Here is a 14707-nt window from a genome sequence, read left to right on the forward strand (position 1 = left end):
TTTCCGCCCGGGGCGGGTCAGCGCCGGACGCCGACCCCGCCGTAGCCGTGGGAGACGCGTTCCTGCGGCTCGCCGTCGGGCCGCCACTCGGCCACCGGCACCAGCCCGGGCTCGACCAGGTCGTACCCGTCGAGGAAGCGCCGGATGTCGGCGTACGTGCGGGGGACCAGCGGCGCGCTGCTGCGCTGGTAGACCGCCCGGCCCTGCTGTGTCGGCAGCGGCGGCGCGCCGTCCGAGGTGAGGTGGGACACGACCAGGTGGCTGCCCGCGACGGTGGCCTCGCGCAGCCGGGCGACCGCGGCCCACGGGTCCTCGGCGTCGGTGACGAAGTGCAGCACCGCCACCAGCAGCACCGCCACCGGCCGGTCGAGGTCGAGCAGGGACCGCACGTCGGGGTGGGCGAGCAGTTCGTCGGGGCGGCGCAGGTCGGCGCGGACGACCACGGTGTGGTCGTCGGTGGGCAGCAGCCGCCGGGCGTACGCGACGGCGACCTCGTCCACGTCGACGTAGACCACCCGCGAGTCCGGCGCGACCTGGCGGACGATCTCGTGCACGTTGCCCTGGGTGGGCAGCCCGGCACCGATGTCGAGGAACTGGCGTATCCCCTGCTCGGCGGCGAACCGGACGGCCCGGCGCAGGAAGTGGCGGTTGGCCTGGGCGGCGATGCCGGTGTCCGGGAAGATCGAGAGGATCCGCTCGGCGGCGGCCCGGTCGGCGGCGAAGTTGTGGCAGCCGCCCAGGAAGTAGTCGTACATCCGGGCCACGTTGGGCCTCTGGTCGGCATCGGTCGGCGCGGTCACCGGCCACTCCCCTCACTCGGCGGCGTCGCGCCTGCATGTCTAGCACCCGCAGCGACGATACGCTGACCCCTCGTGTCGGTGATCCGGCTGCGGTCCGCCGGCGCCTGCCGTACGACGGGGGCACGACCGTCGCCGAGGAGGTACGCGATGACCAGTCAGCGGGAGACCGTCGAGGTCGATCCGGCCCTGTTCCGGGCCGTGTACGACTCGCCCGCCGCGCTGCCCGGACGGCACCGCTGGGTCACCCCCGAACACGACGTGCGCCGGATCGAGAAGCTGCTCGGGATGCCGGCGAGCAGCATCGGCGCGCCGCTCTGGGTCAGCGGCGACGAGCCGGACTGTCCGAAGTGCGGCCGCCGGCAGACCTGGCTGGACATCGTCTCCTCGGCGCTCAAGAACGTGCACGACCCGGTGATGATCGCCACGGTCATCCTCGGCGACCGCAAGTACGTCAACACCGAGGTGCCGGACGGCATCGCCGGGGTGTACTGCGTCGACTGCCACACGCCGATCGAGGGGTTGCGCAGCTTCAAGTGCCACAACTGGGCGTACGCCTTCGAGGCGCTGGAGGAGGTGCGGGAACGGATGGCGGGCGGGGTCAGCCGGCCAGCTCCCTGACGTGCCGCACTCCCGGGCGGCCGTCGAGCAGCACCTCGCCAGCGGGCGTGAAGCCGGCCCGGCGCAGCACCGTCAGCGAAGCGGTGTTGTCCCGCGTGGCGGCGGCGGTCAGCCGGGTCAGCCCGTACGCGTCGCGGGCCAGGTCGCAGACCTGCCGTACGCCGGCCGTGGCGACGCCCCGCCCGGTGGCCCGTTCGGCGACCCGGTAGCCCAGGTCGGCCGTGCCGTCGGCCACGTCGACCAGGTTGAACCGGCCCAGCACCCGGCCGTCGTCGTCGATTAGGACGTGGAAGTGGCACCGGCCGGTGTCCTGCTCCGCGAGCAGCGCCGCGTGCCGGGCGGCGAACTGCGCGAAGTAGTCGTCGCCCCGGTCCGGCACGCTGCGGGCGAAGTACGCCCGGTTCTCCCGCTCGAAGTCGAGCAGCGCGGGAGCGTGGCCGGGCGTCAGGCGCTGGAGTTCGGGCACCCGCGCCACCCTAGTCGGCCGAACAGTGGGCGGGCGTCCACAGTCACCGGTCCGCCGCATCGCCTCGCTGCCGGACGAGCCCGGCGTGGAAGATGGCGATGCCCACGAGGGTGGCGATCGCCGCCACCACCATGGCCGCTTCCCGGAACCCCTCGGTCAGCGCGAGGGCGACGAGGACGAGGCTGGCCACCAGGGTGAGGAACGCGCCGCCGCGAACCGCGTTGTCCTGCATCGGTGATTCTCCTCGTTCCTCCGGTCGTGGGTACCGGCCTGGTGAACACTCCCACGACCGGCCGATCCGGTCGACCCCGGCGCGGTCGATCAGGCGCGGCGGGCGGGACGCCGGCCACGCGGGGAGGGCGGCTCCGGGCCCGGGTCCGGCACCGGCGGCATGGGCCGGGTCACGGCCTTCTCCCCGGTGACCGTGACCGGTTCCCCGGCGTGCCGCAGCGTGACCTCGGCGTCCGGGGCCGCGCCGGGCAGCTCGTAGCGGGCCTCGTCACGGGTGAGGGTGACCCGGAGCCGGTGCCCGCGCCAGCACAGCCCGAAGGCCAGCCGGTCGAGCCGGGCCGGCAGCCGGGGCGTGAAGGACAGCTCGCCCCGCTGGTCGCGCAGCCCGCCGAAGCCCTCCACCAGGACCGTCCAGGCGCCGGCCAGGGCGGCCAGGTGCAGCCCGTCGCTGGTCTTGTCGCCCAGGTCCGCCAGGTCGTGCAGCGCCGCCTCGGCGAACAGGTCGTACGCCAGGTCCAGGTGCCCGACCTCGGCGGCGAGCACCGCCTGGGAGGCGGCGGAGAGCGACGAGTCGCGGACGGTACGGGCCTGGTAGTAGGCGAAGTTGCGGGCCTTCTCCTCGGCGGTGAACTCGTCGGGGCAGCGCTGCATGGCCAGCACCAGGTCGGCCTGCTTGACCACCTGCTTGCGATAGAGCTCCAGGTAGGGAAAGCGCAGCAGCAGCGGGTAGTCGTCCTCGGTCATCGCGTCGAAGTCCCACTCGGGCTGCTCGGTGAAACCGGCCGCCTGCTGGTGCACGCCCCGCTTGCGGTCGTACGGGAGGTGGATCGCGTCGGCGGCGGCCCGCCAGCCGGTGATCTCGGCCGGCGTGACGCCCAGTTCCGCCGCGCGGGCGGGGTGCCGCTCGGCGGCGTCGGCGGCGCCGGTCAGGTTGTGCCGGGCCATCAGGTTGGTGAAGAGGTTGTCGTCGACCAGGGCGGCGTACTCGTCCGGGCCGGTGACGCCGGTGATGTGGAAGGCCCCCTCGTCCGACCAGTGCCCGAAGCCGTGCCAGAGCCGGGCCGTCTCGACCAGCAGTTCCACCCCGATCTCGGCGAGCAGTTCCTCGTCGCCGGTGGCGCCGACGTGGCGCAGCACCGCGTCGGCGATGTCGGCGTTGACGTGCAGGGCGGCGGTGCCCGCCGGCCAGTAGCCGGAGCACTCCCGGCCGCTGATGGTCCGCCAGGGGAAGGTGGCGCCGGGCAGCCGCAGCTCGGCGGCGCGCTCCCGGGCCTCCGGCAGGTGGGCGTGCCGCCAGCGCAGCGCCGACCGGGTCACCTCCGGCATCAGGTACGTCAGGACCGGCAGCACGTAGCCCTCGGTGTCCCACAGGACGTGCCCGTCGTAGCCGTTGCCGGTCAGCCCCTTCGCCGGGATCGTCCGGTCGCCGTCGGCCCGGCCGGCCTGGAGCAGGTGGAACACGGCGAACCGGATGGCCTGCTGGAGTTCCGGGTCGCCGTCGAGTTGCACGTCGGCGGTCTGCCAGCGCGCGTCGAGGGTGGCCCGCTGGTCGGCGAGGAGGGCGTCGAAGCCGTGCTCCCGGGCGGCGTCCGCCTCGCCGGCGACCAGGTCGGCCAGCTCGCCCGGCGGCATCCCGTCGACGGGCGTGCACTCGTACGCGGCGTATTTAATGATCCGCAGTCGCCGGCCGGGACGCAGCCGCCCCTCGACGCAGAGCCGCAGGCGGTCGGGGGTGCAGTCGTCGGAGACGGTGAAGCCCTCCGGCAGGTCCGTCTCGTGGGTCACCGCGACCGCCACCCGCTGGGCGCTGCGGTCGGTACGGTGCACCAGCACCCCCGAGCCGTCGTCGCAGCGGTGGGCCTCGGCGTGCAGCGGGTCGTGGATCACCGAGGCGGCCCGGGGATCGTCGGGGTTCTCCGGCACCCGCTCGTTGGCCTGCACGTCCGAGCAGAGCCGCAGCTCGACCGGGGCGTCGTCCAGCGGCTCCACCTCGTAGCGGACGGCGGCGACCCGGTGCCGGGGCAGCGACACCAGGCGGGTGCTGCGGATGCGGACGCCGTGCCCGCCCGGGGAGATCCACTCGGTCTCCCGGTGCACCACGCCGGCGCGCAGGTCGAGCACCCGCTCGTGCCCGCGCAGGGTGCCGGTGCGCAGGTCCAGCGCGTCGCCGCCCACCCAGAGCCGGACGAGGGCGGCGTTGGGCGCGCTGACCACGGTGTCGCTGCGCTTCGGGAAGCCGTACCCGTCCTCCGGGTAGCTGAGTTCGCGCTGCTCGTGGAAGCCGTTGAGGTAGCTGCCGGGCATGCCGTACGGCTCGCCCTCGTCCAGGGTGCCGCGCCAGCCCACCCAGCCGTTGCTGAGCGCGAAGACCGACTCGGTCTCGCCGAGTCGGTCGCTGTCGTCCGCCGTCCGCCGGATCAGCCAGTTCTCGTCGCTACGCACGGATGTGTCGTTACCCCTGCTCGGCGGCCGGTCAATCCGCCCGCCGCTGTGAACTCGCTGTGACGAAGGTCAGGGTCGACCCCTCACCATCGCACGATGCCGGCCGCCTCCGTGATTCGTACCCTTCGACCAAGGTAAACGGGGTATGAACATTTGGTGAGGTGAGGCACGATGCATACCGGCACGACGGACGTTCCCGACATCAGCGAGGACTGGTACCGCGACATCGCCGACGTCGCGGACTCCTCCCCGGCGCCGGTGCAGTGGTTCGCGGTGCACTTCACCGAGGGTGCGATCCTGCTGCTCGGTGCGCTGTTCCTGCTGGCCGCCGCGCCCCGGCTGCTACGCGGTCAGCCCCGGCCGCGGGCGGTCGCGCTGATCGCGCCGGTCACCGTGGTCCTCGCGTACGGGTGCAGCGAGGCGTTGAAGCTCCTCTTCGACCAGGACCGGCCCTGCCGGACGGTAGCGACGGTGGTGGCGGGGCACTGCCCGCCGGCCGGTGACTGGTCCTTCCCGAGCAACCACGCCACCATCGCCGGCGCGCTCGCCGCGGCCACCCTGCTGCTCTCCCGCCGACTCGGGCTGGTCGCCGTCGCGCTGGCGCTGCTCGCCGCGCTGTCCCGGGTCTTCGTCGGCGTGCACTACCCGCACGACGTGGCCGCCGGCCTGGCCCTCGGCGCCCTGGTGACGCTGGCCGGCACCGCACTGGCCGCCCGCCCCGTCGCCGACCTGCTGGCCCGCCACCGCACCGGCCCCGACCGCTTCCGGGCCACCGCCGACCACCCCTGACCCTCACCCAGACGCAGCCCCACCTCTTTTGATCAAGAAGTTTGCGTCTCAGGAAACCCTCTTCCCGACGCAAACCTCTTGATCACCGCGAGCGAGGGCGTCAGGTGGGCAGGAGGAGGGCGGCACAGGTGCCGAGGATCAGGAACGGGCCGAAGGGTAGGTGGCTCGACCAGCTGACCCGGCGAGCCAGCAGCAGGGCGACGCTGACCAGCGCCGAGAGGGCGAAGGTGAGCAGCAGCCCGGCCACCAGCACCGGCCAGCCGTACCAGCCGAGCAGCATGCCGGCGCTGAGCGCCAGTTTCGCGTCGCCCAGGCCGAAGCCGCGCCGGCCGAGCAGGAGCGTGGTGGCGGCGAAGGCCAGGCCCAGCGCGGCCCCGGCGGTCAGGGCGCGCAGCCAGGGTGCGTATCCGGGGCCGGTCGACGCGGCCACGGCGAGCAGCGTGACCGTGCCCGCGGCGGCGGGCCAGGTGAGCCGGTCGGGCAGCCGTTGCACGGCGAGGTCCACCAGCGCCAGCGGCACCGCCCAGCCGAGCCACCAGGCGAGCGCGGCCCGCTCGGCGAGCGTCGCCTCGGTCAGGACCAGCACCGCCAGGGCCGCGAGGACGGCCAGCTCCACGCTGCCCGGTGGCGCACCGATCCGGGCCCCGCAGGCGCCGCACCGGGCCGCCGGACCGAGCCCCGGATGCCCCAACCCGATCGGCGCCCCGCACCCGTCGCAGCCGACCCGCGCCGCCGACCGCACCGGTACGGCGTACCGGGCGACGGCGAGCCGGAGCACCGGGGTCACGGCCAGCGCCGCGAGGGCGCGTACGGAGAGTGATTCCTGAACTCGGCGCGGGTGATGTTCCGCCGCCGGCGGCGACGGTGGACCGCTCGCGTCAACGAGCTCGTCGCTTTGATGGGAATCCCTTCTGACGGTTTTAGCAACGCGGGGACGGATCGGGCGAGACACATCGACAGGGGCCATATCCTCTGGCCGGGCCGCCCGATCAGCGGGCGGGCCCGACCGACCGTCGGCACCCGCAGCCCGACCGGGCGCGGTGACCCGTCCCGGCGTTCCGGACCCACCCTCGGCCACCCCGACCACCTCCGTTCATCACCCAACGTGTTCGGATGAATTGCCTCTGTTGCATCGGCGGACGTGAGCCTATGCTCGCCCCTTGGGTACGGCGCAACCCCCGTCAACAGCGTCGGAGGCCACCCGAGACATCAGGTTCCACCATTCCTTTAAAGATCCGCATTGGTAAATGCGACAGCGGGATTCGAGGTCCGGACGGCATCATCCGGGCGCGCTGGCGCATGCCCGGAGGCCGCCGGAAACGGTCCCCCGGGCGGCACCGAGGAGGGCACGGCGTTGCGTACACGGCATCCCCGCCGATGGACAACCTGCCTGGTCGTCGCCACGGTGGTCGGGTCGACCGCCGGCTGCGGCGGCGCGGAGACGGCCTCCGGGCCGGCCGCCCGCAAGACCGCCGCTCAGCCCCGCCACTCGGCCGAGGAGGAACGGGTCGCGGCCAAGGCCGCGCTCGCCGCCTACTCCGGATATCTGACCGCGTCCCGCGAGGCGAGCCGCGACAGCGACCCGCGGCACCCCGCACTCACCCGCTTCCTCGCCGATCCGCTGCTCACCCGGGTCCGGGTGGCCATCGGCCAGGCGCGGACGCACGGCGCGGTCCGCACCGGCATGTTGCGCTCCGACCCGACGGTGACCTCGGTCAGTCTGGGCACCGTCCCGCAGACGGTGGAGATCCAGGACTGCCTGGACGCCACCGGCTACCGGCTGGTGTACGCCAAGGACCGGCGGGTCGTGCCCGGCTCCGGCGGTGGCCGCCACCTGGCCACGGCCACCGCCACCCGGTACCCGGACGGCCGCTGGCTGATCAGCTCCGGTGCCGCTCACGAGGACCAGCCGTGCTGACCTGGGGAGGAGGGCGCGTCCCGGCCCGCGGATCCCGGGCCGGGACGCCCCGCCGGCTGCTCACCGGGACGCTGCTGACCCTGCTCGTCGCGCTCGCCGCGCCGGTGCCGGCCGCCGCACCGGCCGCCGCCGAGGGGCCCAAGCCGCAGTGCCCGCCCGGGCAGAACGACTGCAGCATCTGGGACGACGACCCGGGCACACCGGGCGGCCCGGGTGGCGGCAGGGACACCGGTGGCGACACCGGGGGCGGCGCCGCTCCGAAGTGCCAGTGGAACGGCAAGCCGCTGCCCTGCTACAACGAGTTCCTCGGCTGGTTCAACAACGCCGACGGCTGCTACTACAAGCTCGAAGAGCCGCAACCGGCCGGCACCCCCGAGGGCAAGCAGTGGTACCTGGTCACCTGCAACGGCGGTGACCTGGGCGATCAGCACGAGGAACTGCGCGACGCCCCGCCGCCCGGGTACGGCGCCCCGCCCGACCCGGAGGAACTGGCCCGCCGCGCGCTGGCGTCGATCTCGCTGCTGCCGCCACGGATCGCGATGGCACCCCGCCGCAACACCGGCCCCGGCCTGGTCGGCCTGCCGGTCTGGATGTGGGCCAGCCCCGGCGCGAGTTACTTCGGGCCGATCAGCGCCGACGAAGAGGACCGGGGCCTGCGGGTGGAGATCACCGCCAAGGTCGACCGGATCGTCTGGACCATGGGCAACGGCGTCAAGGTCACCTGCGCCGACGAGGGCACCCCGTACGACCCGAAGGGGCCCCGCGCCGGGAAGACCTCGCCGGACTGCGGCTACGACTCCGGCTACCTGAAGGCCGACACCTACTTCGTCAGCGCCACCACGTACTGGTCGGTGACCTGGCACGGCGGCGGCGAGAGCGGCGTGATCGCCCAGACCCGGACCAGCGGGACGATTCCCATCGAGATCGACGAGCTTCAGGTGGTTACCCGATGAGCCTGGTCACCCGCAACGGCACCCCGGTCGACGCGCCGGTCGCCCCGCCGAAGGTGCTCCGCCAGCGCCGGACCCGGCCCGGCCTGCTCGGGCTGGCGGTGCTGCTGATCGCGTTGGGCGGCCTCGGCGCGGCCTTCGCGGTCACCTCGGTCCGGGCCACCGGCAGCTACCTGGCGATCGCCCGTCCGGTCGAGGTCGGCCGGACGCTCAGCGCCGACGACCTGGTCAGCGTGCAGGTCTCCGGCGGGGCCGGGCTGGCCCCGGTGCCGGCGGGCAAGCTGAACGAGGTGGTCGGGAAACGGGCGGCGGTGTCGCTCACCCCCGGCACGCTGCTGACCATGGGGCAGCTCACCGACGCCCCGCTGCTCGCCGAGGGCCAGCAGCAGATCGCGCTCGGCCTCAAGCAGAGCCAGGTGCCCGCCCGCAAACTCCACCCCGGCGACAAGGTGCTGCTGGTCAGCACGCCCGCCGACAACGACGACAGCGCCGCGCCGAGCACCCGCTTCACCGGCACGGTGATCGACACGGCCACGCCGGAGAACGACGACGTGGTGGTCTACGTGGCGCTGCCGGTGCGGGACGTGCCGGCGGTGGTGGTGCTGGCCGCCCAGGAGCGGATCGCCCTGGTCCTGGTCGAGGCGGCCTGATCATGGCGATCATCGCGCTGGTCTCGGCGAAGGGCTCGCCCGGGGTCACCACCACCGCGCTGGCCTGCGCGCTGAGCTGGCACCGGCGGCTGGTGCTCGCCGAGTGCGACCCGGCAGGCGGCACCATCCTCGCCGGCTACCTGGGCGGCGCGCTGGACGGTCCGCGGGGCATCGGCGAACTGGCCGTCGGGGAGCTGCGTGACGGCAACCTGGAGACGGCCTTCTGGTCGCAGCTGGTCGACCTGGACGCGCCGAGGCGGGAACGGCTGCTCCTGCCGGGCGTGGTCGACCCGGCCCAGGCGGGCAGCGTCAGCCCGCTCTGGCAGCGCTTCGCCGACTTCTTCGGCAACCTGGACAAGGGTCGGCCGCCGTACGACGTGATCGTCGACTGTGGGCGGCTCCAGGTGGCCGGTCCACCGTGGCCGATCCTGCGCGCCGCCGCGGTGGTGCTGCTGGTCACCCGGGCGCAGCTGCCCGACCTCTCCGCCACCCGCTCGATGATCCGGGCGATCGAGCGGGACTTCACCGAGCACCGGGTGCCTCCGGGCACGCTGCGGCTGCTGGTGGTCGGTGACGGCCACGGCAAGGGCGAGATCAGCAAGGCGCTCCGGGTGCCGGTGATCGCCACCTTGCCGGCCGACCCGCGTACCGCCGAGGTGCTCAGCCTCGGCGGCACCGTACGCGCCGGGCGGCCGTTGATGCGCGCGGCCGGCGGGCTGGAGGTGCCGATCCGGGCGCTGCTGGACCGCCGCCGGGCCCGGCTCGCCTGGCCCGCCGCCCAGGAGGTGCCGGATGTGGTGTGAGCGGCCCGGGGAGGCGCGTCATGCGGTTTGAGCCGGTCTCCCACGACCCCCGCCAGCAGCCCGGGGCGACCTCGACCATGCCGCCGCTGCCCCCGGTCAACGGCCGGCACCACCACCCGGCACCGCCGGTCGCGCCGCCCGCGCCCGCCCCGCCGCCGCCGCGGCCGCGGGTGGACTTCGCGGTGGTCCGCGAGCTGCGCCGGGAACTGAGCGAACGGCTCACCCAGTGGCAGCGCGGCCGGGAGTTCGACGGAGACGCCGAGGAGGTCGAGCGCGCCCGGCTCGCGGTCGCCGTGGTCGCCGGGTACGCCGACTCGGTACGCCGGGCCGGCACCCCGATGGCCTCGGACGAGGAGCGGATCCTGCTCGACCAGGTCACCGCCGAGCTGGTCGGGCTGGGCCGGCTCCAGACGCTGCTGGTCGACGACACCATCGAGGAGGTGCACATCCTCGGCTGCGACCAGGTGCGCATCACCCGGCACGGCGGCGGCGTCGACTGGGTCGAGCCGATCGCCGACAGCGACGACGAGCTGGTGGAGATCCTCCAGGCGGCCGCCCGCCGGGCCGGCGCGACCGAGCGGTCCCTGTCGACGTCCAAGCCGACGCTGGACCTGCAACTGCCCGACGGCAGCCGGCTCGCGGCGGTGTTCCTGGTCAGCCACCGCCCGTACGCGGTGATCAGGAAGCACAACACGCTGGAGGTCAGCCTGGAGGAGATCGCCGGCGCGCGCCCCGACCTAGACGAGATGATCGACCCGCTGCTGCGCGACTTCCTCCGCGCGTCCATGCGGGCCGGGCTCAACATCATGGTCGCCGGGCTGGCGGGGGCGGGGAAGACCACGGTCATCCGCGCGCTGATGGACGAGATCCCGCCCGACGAGCCGTACGTGCTGCTGGAGGAGAGCCGGGAGCTGCTGCCGGCCCGCCGGGGCCGCAAGCACCGGGCGGTGATGAGCTTCGAGTCCCGCGAGGGGCACGGCGAGCGCGGCATGGACGGGCGGCCGGCGGGCGAGGTGAGCATCGCCGACCTGATCCCGGTGTCGCTGCGGATGGGCGTGCTGCGGATCATCGTCGGCGAGGTCCGCTCCCGGGAGATCGTGCCGATGCTCCAGGCGATGACCACCAGCCGCGGCTCGATGTGCACGATCCACGCCCGTACCCCGGCCGGGGTGAGCGAGCGGATCATCGAGCTGGCGCTGGCCCACGGCCGGGAGATGACGGTCGACCAGGCCCGCCGGATGGCCGGCAACGCCCTCGACCTGATCGTCTACGTGACCGTCGAGGACGAGACCGCGATCGGCGGGCGCAAGCACCGGTTCGTCTCCCACGTGGAGGAGGTGATCGGGGTCGGCGAGGGCAACCGGATCGTCACCACCACCGTCTTCGGTCCCGGGCCGGACGGCCGGGCCGTCCCCCGCCACCTGCCGGAGCGCATCCGCGACCAGCTGATGCGGGTCGGCTACGACGCCCGGCTGCTGACCCGCTTCATCGAGGCCGGCGCCGGGGCGTGGCGCCGCCCCCGGCACAGCCGCCTCGGCCCGGCGGTGCGCCGATGAGCGCGGGCGCCTCGCAGTCGCAGACGGAGACGGAGACGGCTCAGTGACCAACATCGAGCTGATCGCCGTCGTCTCCGGGGCGGCCTGCGTCGCCGGGCTGGTGCTGGCCGTGGTGGCGCTGGTCGGCACCCGGGCGCCCGCCCGCTCGGCGCCGGGAGCCGGGCGCGGGCTGCGCCGGCTCTGGCTGGGCTCCGGCGCGGGCCGCCGCGAGCAGCGGACGCACCAGCTCCGGCTGGCCGTGGCGGTGGCGGCCGGCGCGCTGGCCTTCCTGCTCACCGGGCTGCCGGTGGTGGGGTTGATCGTGGCGGTGGCCGTACCGGGGGTGCCCTGGCTCTTCTCGGTGGGCCGGGCCGAGGAGCGGGCGATCGCCCGGATCGAGGCGGTGGGCGAGTGGACCCGCCGGCTGAAGGACGTCTCCGCCACCGGGCAGGGCCTCCAGCAGGCGATCATCGGCACCATCGCCACCGTCCCGGAGGAGATCCAGGAGGAGGTACGGCTGCTCGCCGCCCGCCTCCAGGCCGGCTGGACGGCCCGTACCGCGCTGCTCGCCTTCGCCGACGAGATCGGCGACCCGGTCTGCGACCAGGTGGTGGCCGCGCTGATCCTGCACCTGACCGACCGGGGCGAGCGCCTCGGTGACGTGCTCGGCTCGATCGCCTCGGCCGCCGCCGCGGAGGTGGGCACCCGCCGCGAGGTGGAGGCCAAGCGCACCCAGCCCCGGTTCGCGGTCCGCTTCCTCACCGGGATGACCCTGGCCGTGCTGGCGTACGGGCTGTTGAACACCGAGTACGTCCGCCCGTACGGCACCGTCGTCGGGCAGCTGGTGATGGCGGTGCTCGGCGCGGCCTTCGTCGGGCTGCTGGTCTGGGTGCGGTCGATGAGCCAGCCCCCGCCGCCGGCCCGCTTCCTCCCCGCCCCCGACCCGGAGGAGGCGATCGCGTGATCGTCAACTGGCAGCTCGCGATCGCCGTGCTCGGCGGGGCCGCGGTGGGGCTGGGCCTCTTCCTGGCGGTCCGGGAGGCGCTGCCGGCCTCCCCGGCGCTGGGCCCCGCGCTGCGCCGGCTGCACCAGCCCCCGGGCACCGTCGCCCCGAGCCGTGGCCCGGACTGGCTGGGCGGGTTCTCCCGCTGGCTGAGCCCGCCGCACCGGCAGCTCGCGCTGATCGACAAGACTCCCGAGCAGTACGCCCTCTCCGTGCTGGTTTCCGCCCTGATCGGGCTGGCCACCCCGACCGTGCTGGGGGCGGTGCTCTTCCTGGGTGGGGTGCGGCTGCCGGTGGTCGTACCGGTGCTCGGCAGCGTCGGGATGGCGCTGGTCTGCGGGCTGCTGGCCCACCGCGCGGTGTTGGCGAGGGCGGACGCCGCGCGCGACGAGTTCCGCGCGGCCGTCTGCACCTACCTGGACCTGGTGGCGTTGCAGCTGTCGGCGGCGCACGGCCCGGTGCAGTCGCTGGAGCGGGCGGCGGCGGTCTGCGACGGCTGGGTGTTCGACCGGATCCGCGAGTCGCTGCGGATCGCGCAGATGCAGATGCACTCGCCCTGGGACGAGCTCCAGGAGCTGGCCGAGCGGATCGGCATCCCGGAGCTGGGCGACGTCGGGGCGATCATGCGCTCCTCCGGCAGCGAGGGCGCGCAGGTCCACGAGACCCTGCGTAGTCGCGCCGACTCGCTGCGGGACCAGATTCGCACCGACAACCTGACCCGCGCCGAGGGGGTGACCAGCCGGCTGGACATCCCCGGATCGCTGCTGGTCTTCGTCCTGCTCGGTTTCATGCTCTACCCGTTCGTCGCCCGCCTGTAGCTCGCCACCCCCGACAAGGAGCACGCCATGCAACTGATCGTCTACCTGCACGTCACGCTGGCCGCACGGATGGAGGAACTGCGCCGCGAGGCGGACCGGGGCGACAGCCCGGTGCCGACCGCGGTGATCATCTTCGGTCTGGTCGCGGCGGCGCTCGCGGTCACCGCACTGGTGATGACGCGCGCCACCGACTGGATGGACAGCGTCCCGGCCGCGCCGTGACCCCTCCGATGAGCTGGCCGGACGCACCCCGGACCGGCCGGGCGGCCCCCACCGCCCGGCCCCGGGGCGCGTCCGGCCGGTCCCACCCCGGCCCGGACACAGGCCGTGCCGCCCGCGACGGCTCGACCGGCCACGTCGTACCGCGCGCCGTGCCTGGCCTGCTGCGGGCCGCACGGCGACGGCTCACCGCCGGGGGTACGGACCGGGGCGCGAACCCGGTCGAGCTGGCCGTCGTCATGCCGGCGGTGCTGGTGCTGCTCTTCGCCTCGGTGCAGGTCGCCGCCTGGTTCGTGGCCCGGTCCACTGCGTTGAACGCCGCGCAGAGCGGGGTGAACGCGCAGCGGGTGCTCCAGGCGCCGCCCGGGGCGGGCGAGGCCCGGGCCGCCCGCTTCCTCGGCGCCGCCGGGGACTGGCTCGTCGGCTGGGACAGCCCCGGGCCGACCTGCGTCACCGGGCCCACCGAGGTCACCTGCACGGTCACCGGCCGGTCCCTGTCGGTCATCCCGGGCGTCGACTTCCGGGTCCGGCAGACCGCGCACGGCACCGTCGAACGCTGGACCACCCCGTGAGCGCCGCCGCGGACGGCCGCGCCCGGGGTTCGGTCTCCATCGAGGTGGCCGTGCTCGCTCCGGCCTTCATCGCGCTGATCGTGCTGGCCGGGGTGACCGGCCGGACCGCGATCGCCGACGAGGCGGTGGAGGCGGCCGCGCACGACGCCGCCCGGGCCGCCTCGATCTCCCGGGACGCCGGCACCGCCCGCGACGCCGCCCGCTACGCGGCCCGCCGCCAGCTCGACTGGCGGCGCCTGAACTGCACCGGCGCACCCCGGATGACCTTCAGCGGCTCGGTGCGCGGCCGGTCGACCAGCTTCGACGCGGCGTACCGCAGTCCCGCCGGGCAGCCGGCCAGCGTGACCGTCTCGGTGACCTGCGTGGTGTCACACCGCGACCTGCGGCTGCCGGCGCTGCCCGGGATGCCGCTGCGCACCACCGCCTCGGCGACCTTCACCTCCCCCCTGGACCGCTACCGGAGCCGGGGATGACCGGCGGCGACGAGGGGCGGGTCAGCCTGTTCCTGGCCGTCGCGATGACCGGCGTGCTCGCGGTCGTCGGCGTCGCGTACGACGGCGCCGGTCAGCTCCGCTCGCTGCAACGTGCCGACAACCTCGCCGCCGAGGCGGCCCGCAGCGGCGGGCAGGCCGTCGACCGGGCCCGGGCCATCGAGGGCGGCCCGAAGGAGATCGACGAGTCCGACGCCCGGGCGGCGGTCCGCGACTACCTGTCGGCGGCGGGCGCGACCGGGCACTCGGTGAGCTTCCCCGTCGTCGACGGCGAGAAGCAGATCCGGGTACGCGTCACCGTCACCTACCGCCGGCACCTGCTCGGCCTCTTCGGCATGGACGACACCGTCACCGTCTCGGGTGAGGCCACCGCGCGGGCCCTCACCGAGGAACCGTAGGAAG

Annotated in this window: 18 protein-coding genes; 13 read left to right on the forward strand and 5 right to left on the reverse strand. The window is 74.4% G+C overall.

Translation table 11 applies throughout. From position 1 onward, the window contains the following. Nucleotides 1-17 precede the first annotated feature (17 nt). Nucleotides 18-800, reverse strand: coding sequence for an SAM-dependent methyltransferase (locus tag ACSNN7_RS06005; RefSeq protein ID WP_436679630.1), 783 nt, complete (start codon nucleotides 798-800; stop codon nucleotides 18-20). Nucleotides 801-947: 147 nt separating this feature from the next. Between ACSNN7_RS06005 and ACSNN7_RS06010 the strand changes: the two genes are divergently transcribed. After that, nucleotides 948-1418 carry a hypothetical protein gene (locus tag ACSNN7_RS06010; RefSeq protein ID WP_436679631.1) on the forward strand — a complete coding sequence of 157 codons (471 nt, stop codon included), beginning with the start codon at nucleotides 948-950 and terminating at the stop codon, nucleotides 1416-1418. On the opposite strand, the gene ACSNN7_RS06015 is transcribed toward ACSNN7_RS06010, so the two are convergent. The 3 genes from ACSNN7_RS06015 to ACSNN7_RS06025 all read right to left on the reverse strand — a co-directional run bounded on the left by ACSNN7_RS06015 (nucleotide 1399) and on the right by ACSNN7_RS06025 (nucleotide 4557). Continuing rightward, nucleotides 1399-1884 (reverse strand): GNAT family N-acetyltransferase, encoded by a 486-nt coding sequence (locus ACSNN7_RS06015; RefSeq protein ID WP_436679632.1) that lies wholly within the window; start codon nucleotides 1882-1884, stop codon nucleotides 1399-1401. The two genes, ACSNN7_RS06010 and ACSNN7_RS06015, sit on opposite strands and share 20 nt — an antisense overlap. A gap of 43 nt (nucleotides 1885-1927) precedes the next feature. Continuing rightward, complete coding sequence (locus ACSNN7_RS06020) at nucleotides 1928-2116, reverse strand: hypothetical protein (RefSeq protein ID WP_436679633.1); 189 nt, start codon at nucleotides 2114-2116, stop codon at nucleotides 1928-1930. Nucleotides 2117-2205: 89 nt separating this feature from the next. Next, nucleotides 2206-4557: a glycoside hydrolase family 65 protein gene (locus tag ACSNN7_RS06025; RefSeq protein ID WP_436679634.1), complete on the reverse strand. Its 2352-nt coding sequence runs from the start codon at nucleotides 4555-4557 to the stop codon at nucleotides 2206-2208. A gap of 171 nt (nucleotides 4558-4728) precedes the next feature. Between ACSNN7_RS06025 and ACSNN7_RS06030 the strand changes: the two genes are divergently transcribed. Next, nucleotides 4729-5346: a phosphatase PAP2 family protein gene (locus ACSNN7_RS06030; RefSeq protein WP_436679635.1), complete on the forward strand. Its 618-nt coding sequence runs from the start codon at nucleotides 4729-4731 to the stop codon at nucleotides 5344-5346. A 100-nt stretch (nucleotides 5347-5446) separates the two neighbouring features. Here the strand turns inward: ACSNN7_RS06030 and ACSNN7_RS06035 are convergent, their stop codons facing one another. Continuing rightward, nucleotides 5447-6139 (reverse strand): prepilin peptidase, encoded by a 693-nt coding sequence (locus tag ACSNN7_RS06035; protein WP_436679659.1) that lies wholly within the window; start codon nucleotides 6137-6139, stop codon nucleotides 5447-5449. Between the two features lie 561 nt (nucleotides 6140-6700). Here ACSNN7_RS06035 and ACSNN7_RS06040 point away from each other — a divergent pair. The 11 genes from ACSNN7_RS06040 to ACSNN7_RS06090 all read left to right on the forward strand — a co-directional run bounded on the left by ACSNN7_RS06040 (nucleotide 6701) and on the right by ACSNN7_RS06090 (nucleotide 14703). After that, the gene (locus ACSNN7_RS06040; protein ID WP_436679636.1) at nucleotides 6701-7264 is read left to right on the forward strand and encodes a hypothetical protein; all 564 of its coding nucleotides are present in this window, start codon (nucleotides 6701-6703) and stop codon (nucleotides 7262-7264) included. Then, a complete protein-coding gene (locus ACSNN7_RS06045) occupies nucleotides 7258-8217 on the forward strand; it encodes a hypothetical protein (protein WP_436679637.1) in 960 nt (319 codons plus the stop codon). The genes ACSNN7_RS06040 and ACSNN7_RS06045 overlap by 7 nt, the downstream gene beginning before the upstream one ends. Next, entirely contained in the window at nucleotides 8214-8864 is a 651-nt protein-coding gene (locus tag ACSNN7_RS06050; RefSeq protein ID WP_436679638.1) for an SAF domain-containing protein, read from the forward strand. The genes ACSNN7_RS06045 and ACSNN7_RS06050 overlap by 4 nt, the downstream gene beginning before the upstream one ends. A 2-nt stretch (nucleotides 8865-8866) precedes the next feature. Further along, nucleotides 8867-9667: a ParA family protein gene (locus tag ACSNN7_RS06055; RefSeq protein WP_436679639.1), complete on the forward strand. Its 801-nt coding sequence runs from the start codon at nucleotides 8867-8869 to the stop codon at nucleotides 9665-9667. Nucleotides 9668-9687: 20 nt separating this feature from the next. Further along, nucleotides 9688-11223 carry a CpaF family protein gene (locus ACSNN7_RS06060; RefSeq protein WP_436679640.1) on the forward strand — a complete coding sequence of 512 codons (1536 nt, stop codon included), beginning with the start codon at nucleotides 9688-9690 and terminating at the stop codon, nucleotides 11221-11223. A gap of 43 nt (nucleotides 11224-11266) precedes the next feature. After that, the gene (locus tag ACSNN7_RS06065; protein ID WP_436679641.1) at nucleotides 11267-12166 is read left to right on the forward strand and encodes a type II secretion system F family protein; all 900 of its coding nucleotides are present in this window, start codon (nucleotides 11267-11269) and stop codon (nucleotides 12164-12166) included. Next, the gene (locus ACSNN7_RS06070; RefSeq protein ID WP_436679660.1) at nucleotides 12166-13023 is read left to right on the forward strand and encodes a type II secretion system F family protein; all 858 of its coding nucleotides are present in this window, start codon (nucleotides 12166-12168) and stop codon (nucleotides 13021-13023) included. The genes ACSNN7_RS06065 and ACSNN7_RS06070 overlap by 1 nt, the downstream gene beginning before the upstream one ends. A gap of 27 nt (nucleotides 13024-13050) precedes the next feature. Continuing rightward, a complete protein-coding gene (locus tag ACSNN7_RS06075; RefSeq protein ID WP_436679642.1) occupies nucleotides 13051-13245 on the forward strand; it encodes a hypothetical protein in 195 nt (64 codons plus the stop codon). A 149-nt stretch (nucleotides 13246-13394) separates the two neighbouring features. After that, nucleotides 13395-13814, forward strand: coding sequence for a TadE/TadG family type IV pilus assembly protein (locus ACSNN7_RS06080; RefSeq protein WP_436679661.1), 420 nt, complete (start codon nucleotides 13395-13397; stop codon nucleotides 13812-13814). Continuing rightward, a complete protein-coding gene (locus ACSNN7_RS06085) occupies nucleotides 13811-14287 on the forward strand; it encodes a TadE/TadG family type IV pilus assembly protein (protein WP_436679643.1) in 477 nt (158 codons plus the stop codon). The genes ACSNN7_RS06080 and ACSNN7_RS06085 overlap by 4 nt, the downstream gene beginning before the upstream one ends. After that, nucleotides 14284-14703, forward strand: coding sequence for a hypothetical protein (locus ACSNN7_RS06090; protein WP_436679644.1), 420 nt, complete (start codon nucleotides 14284-14286; stop codon nucleotides 14701-14703). Before ACSNN7_RS06085 ends, ACSNN7_RS06090 begins: the two co-directional genes overlap by 4 nt. The last annotated feature ends 4 nt before the right edge of the window (nucleotides 14704-14707 follow it).

The organism is Micromonospora sp. URMC 105 (assembly GCF_051386295.1).
Taxonomy (GTDB): Bacteria; Actinomycetota; Actinomycetes; order Mycobacteriales; family Micromonosporaceae; genus Micromonospora.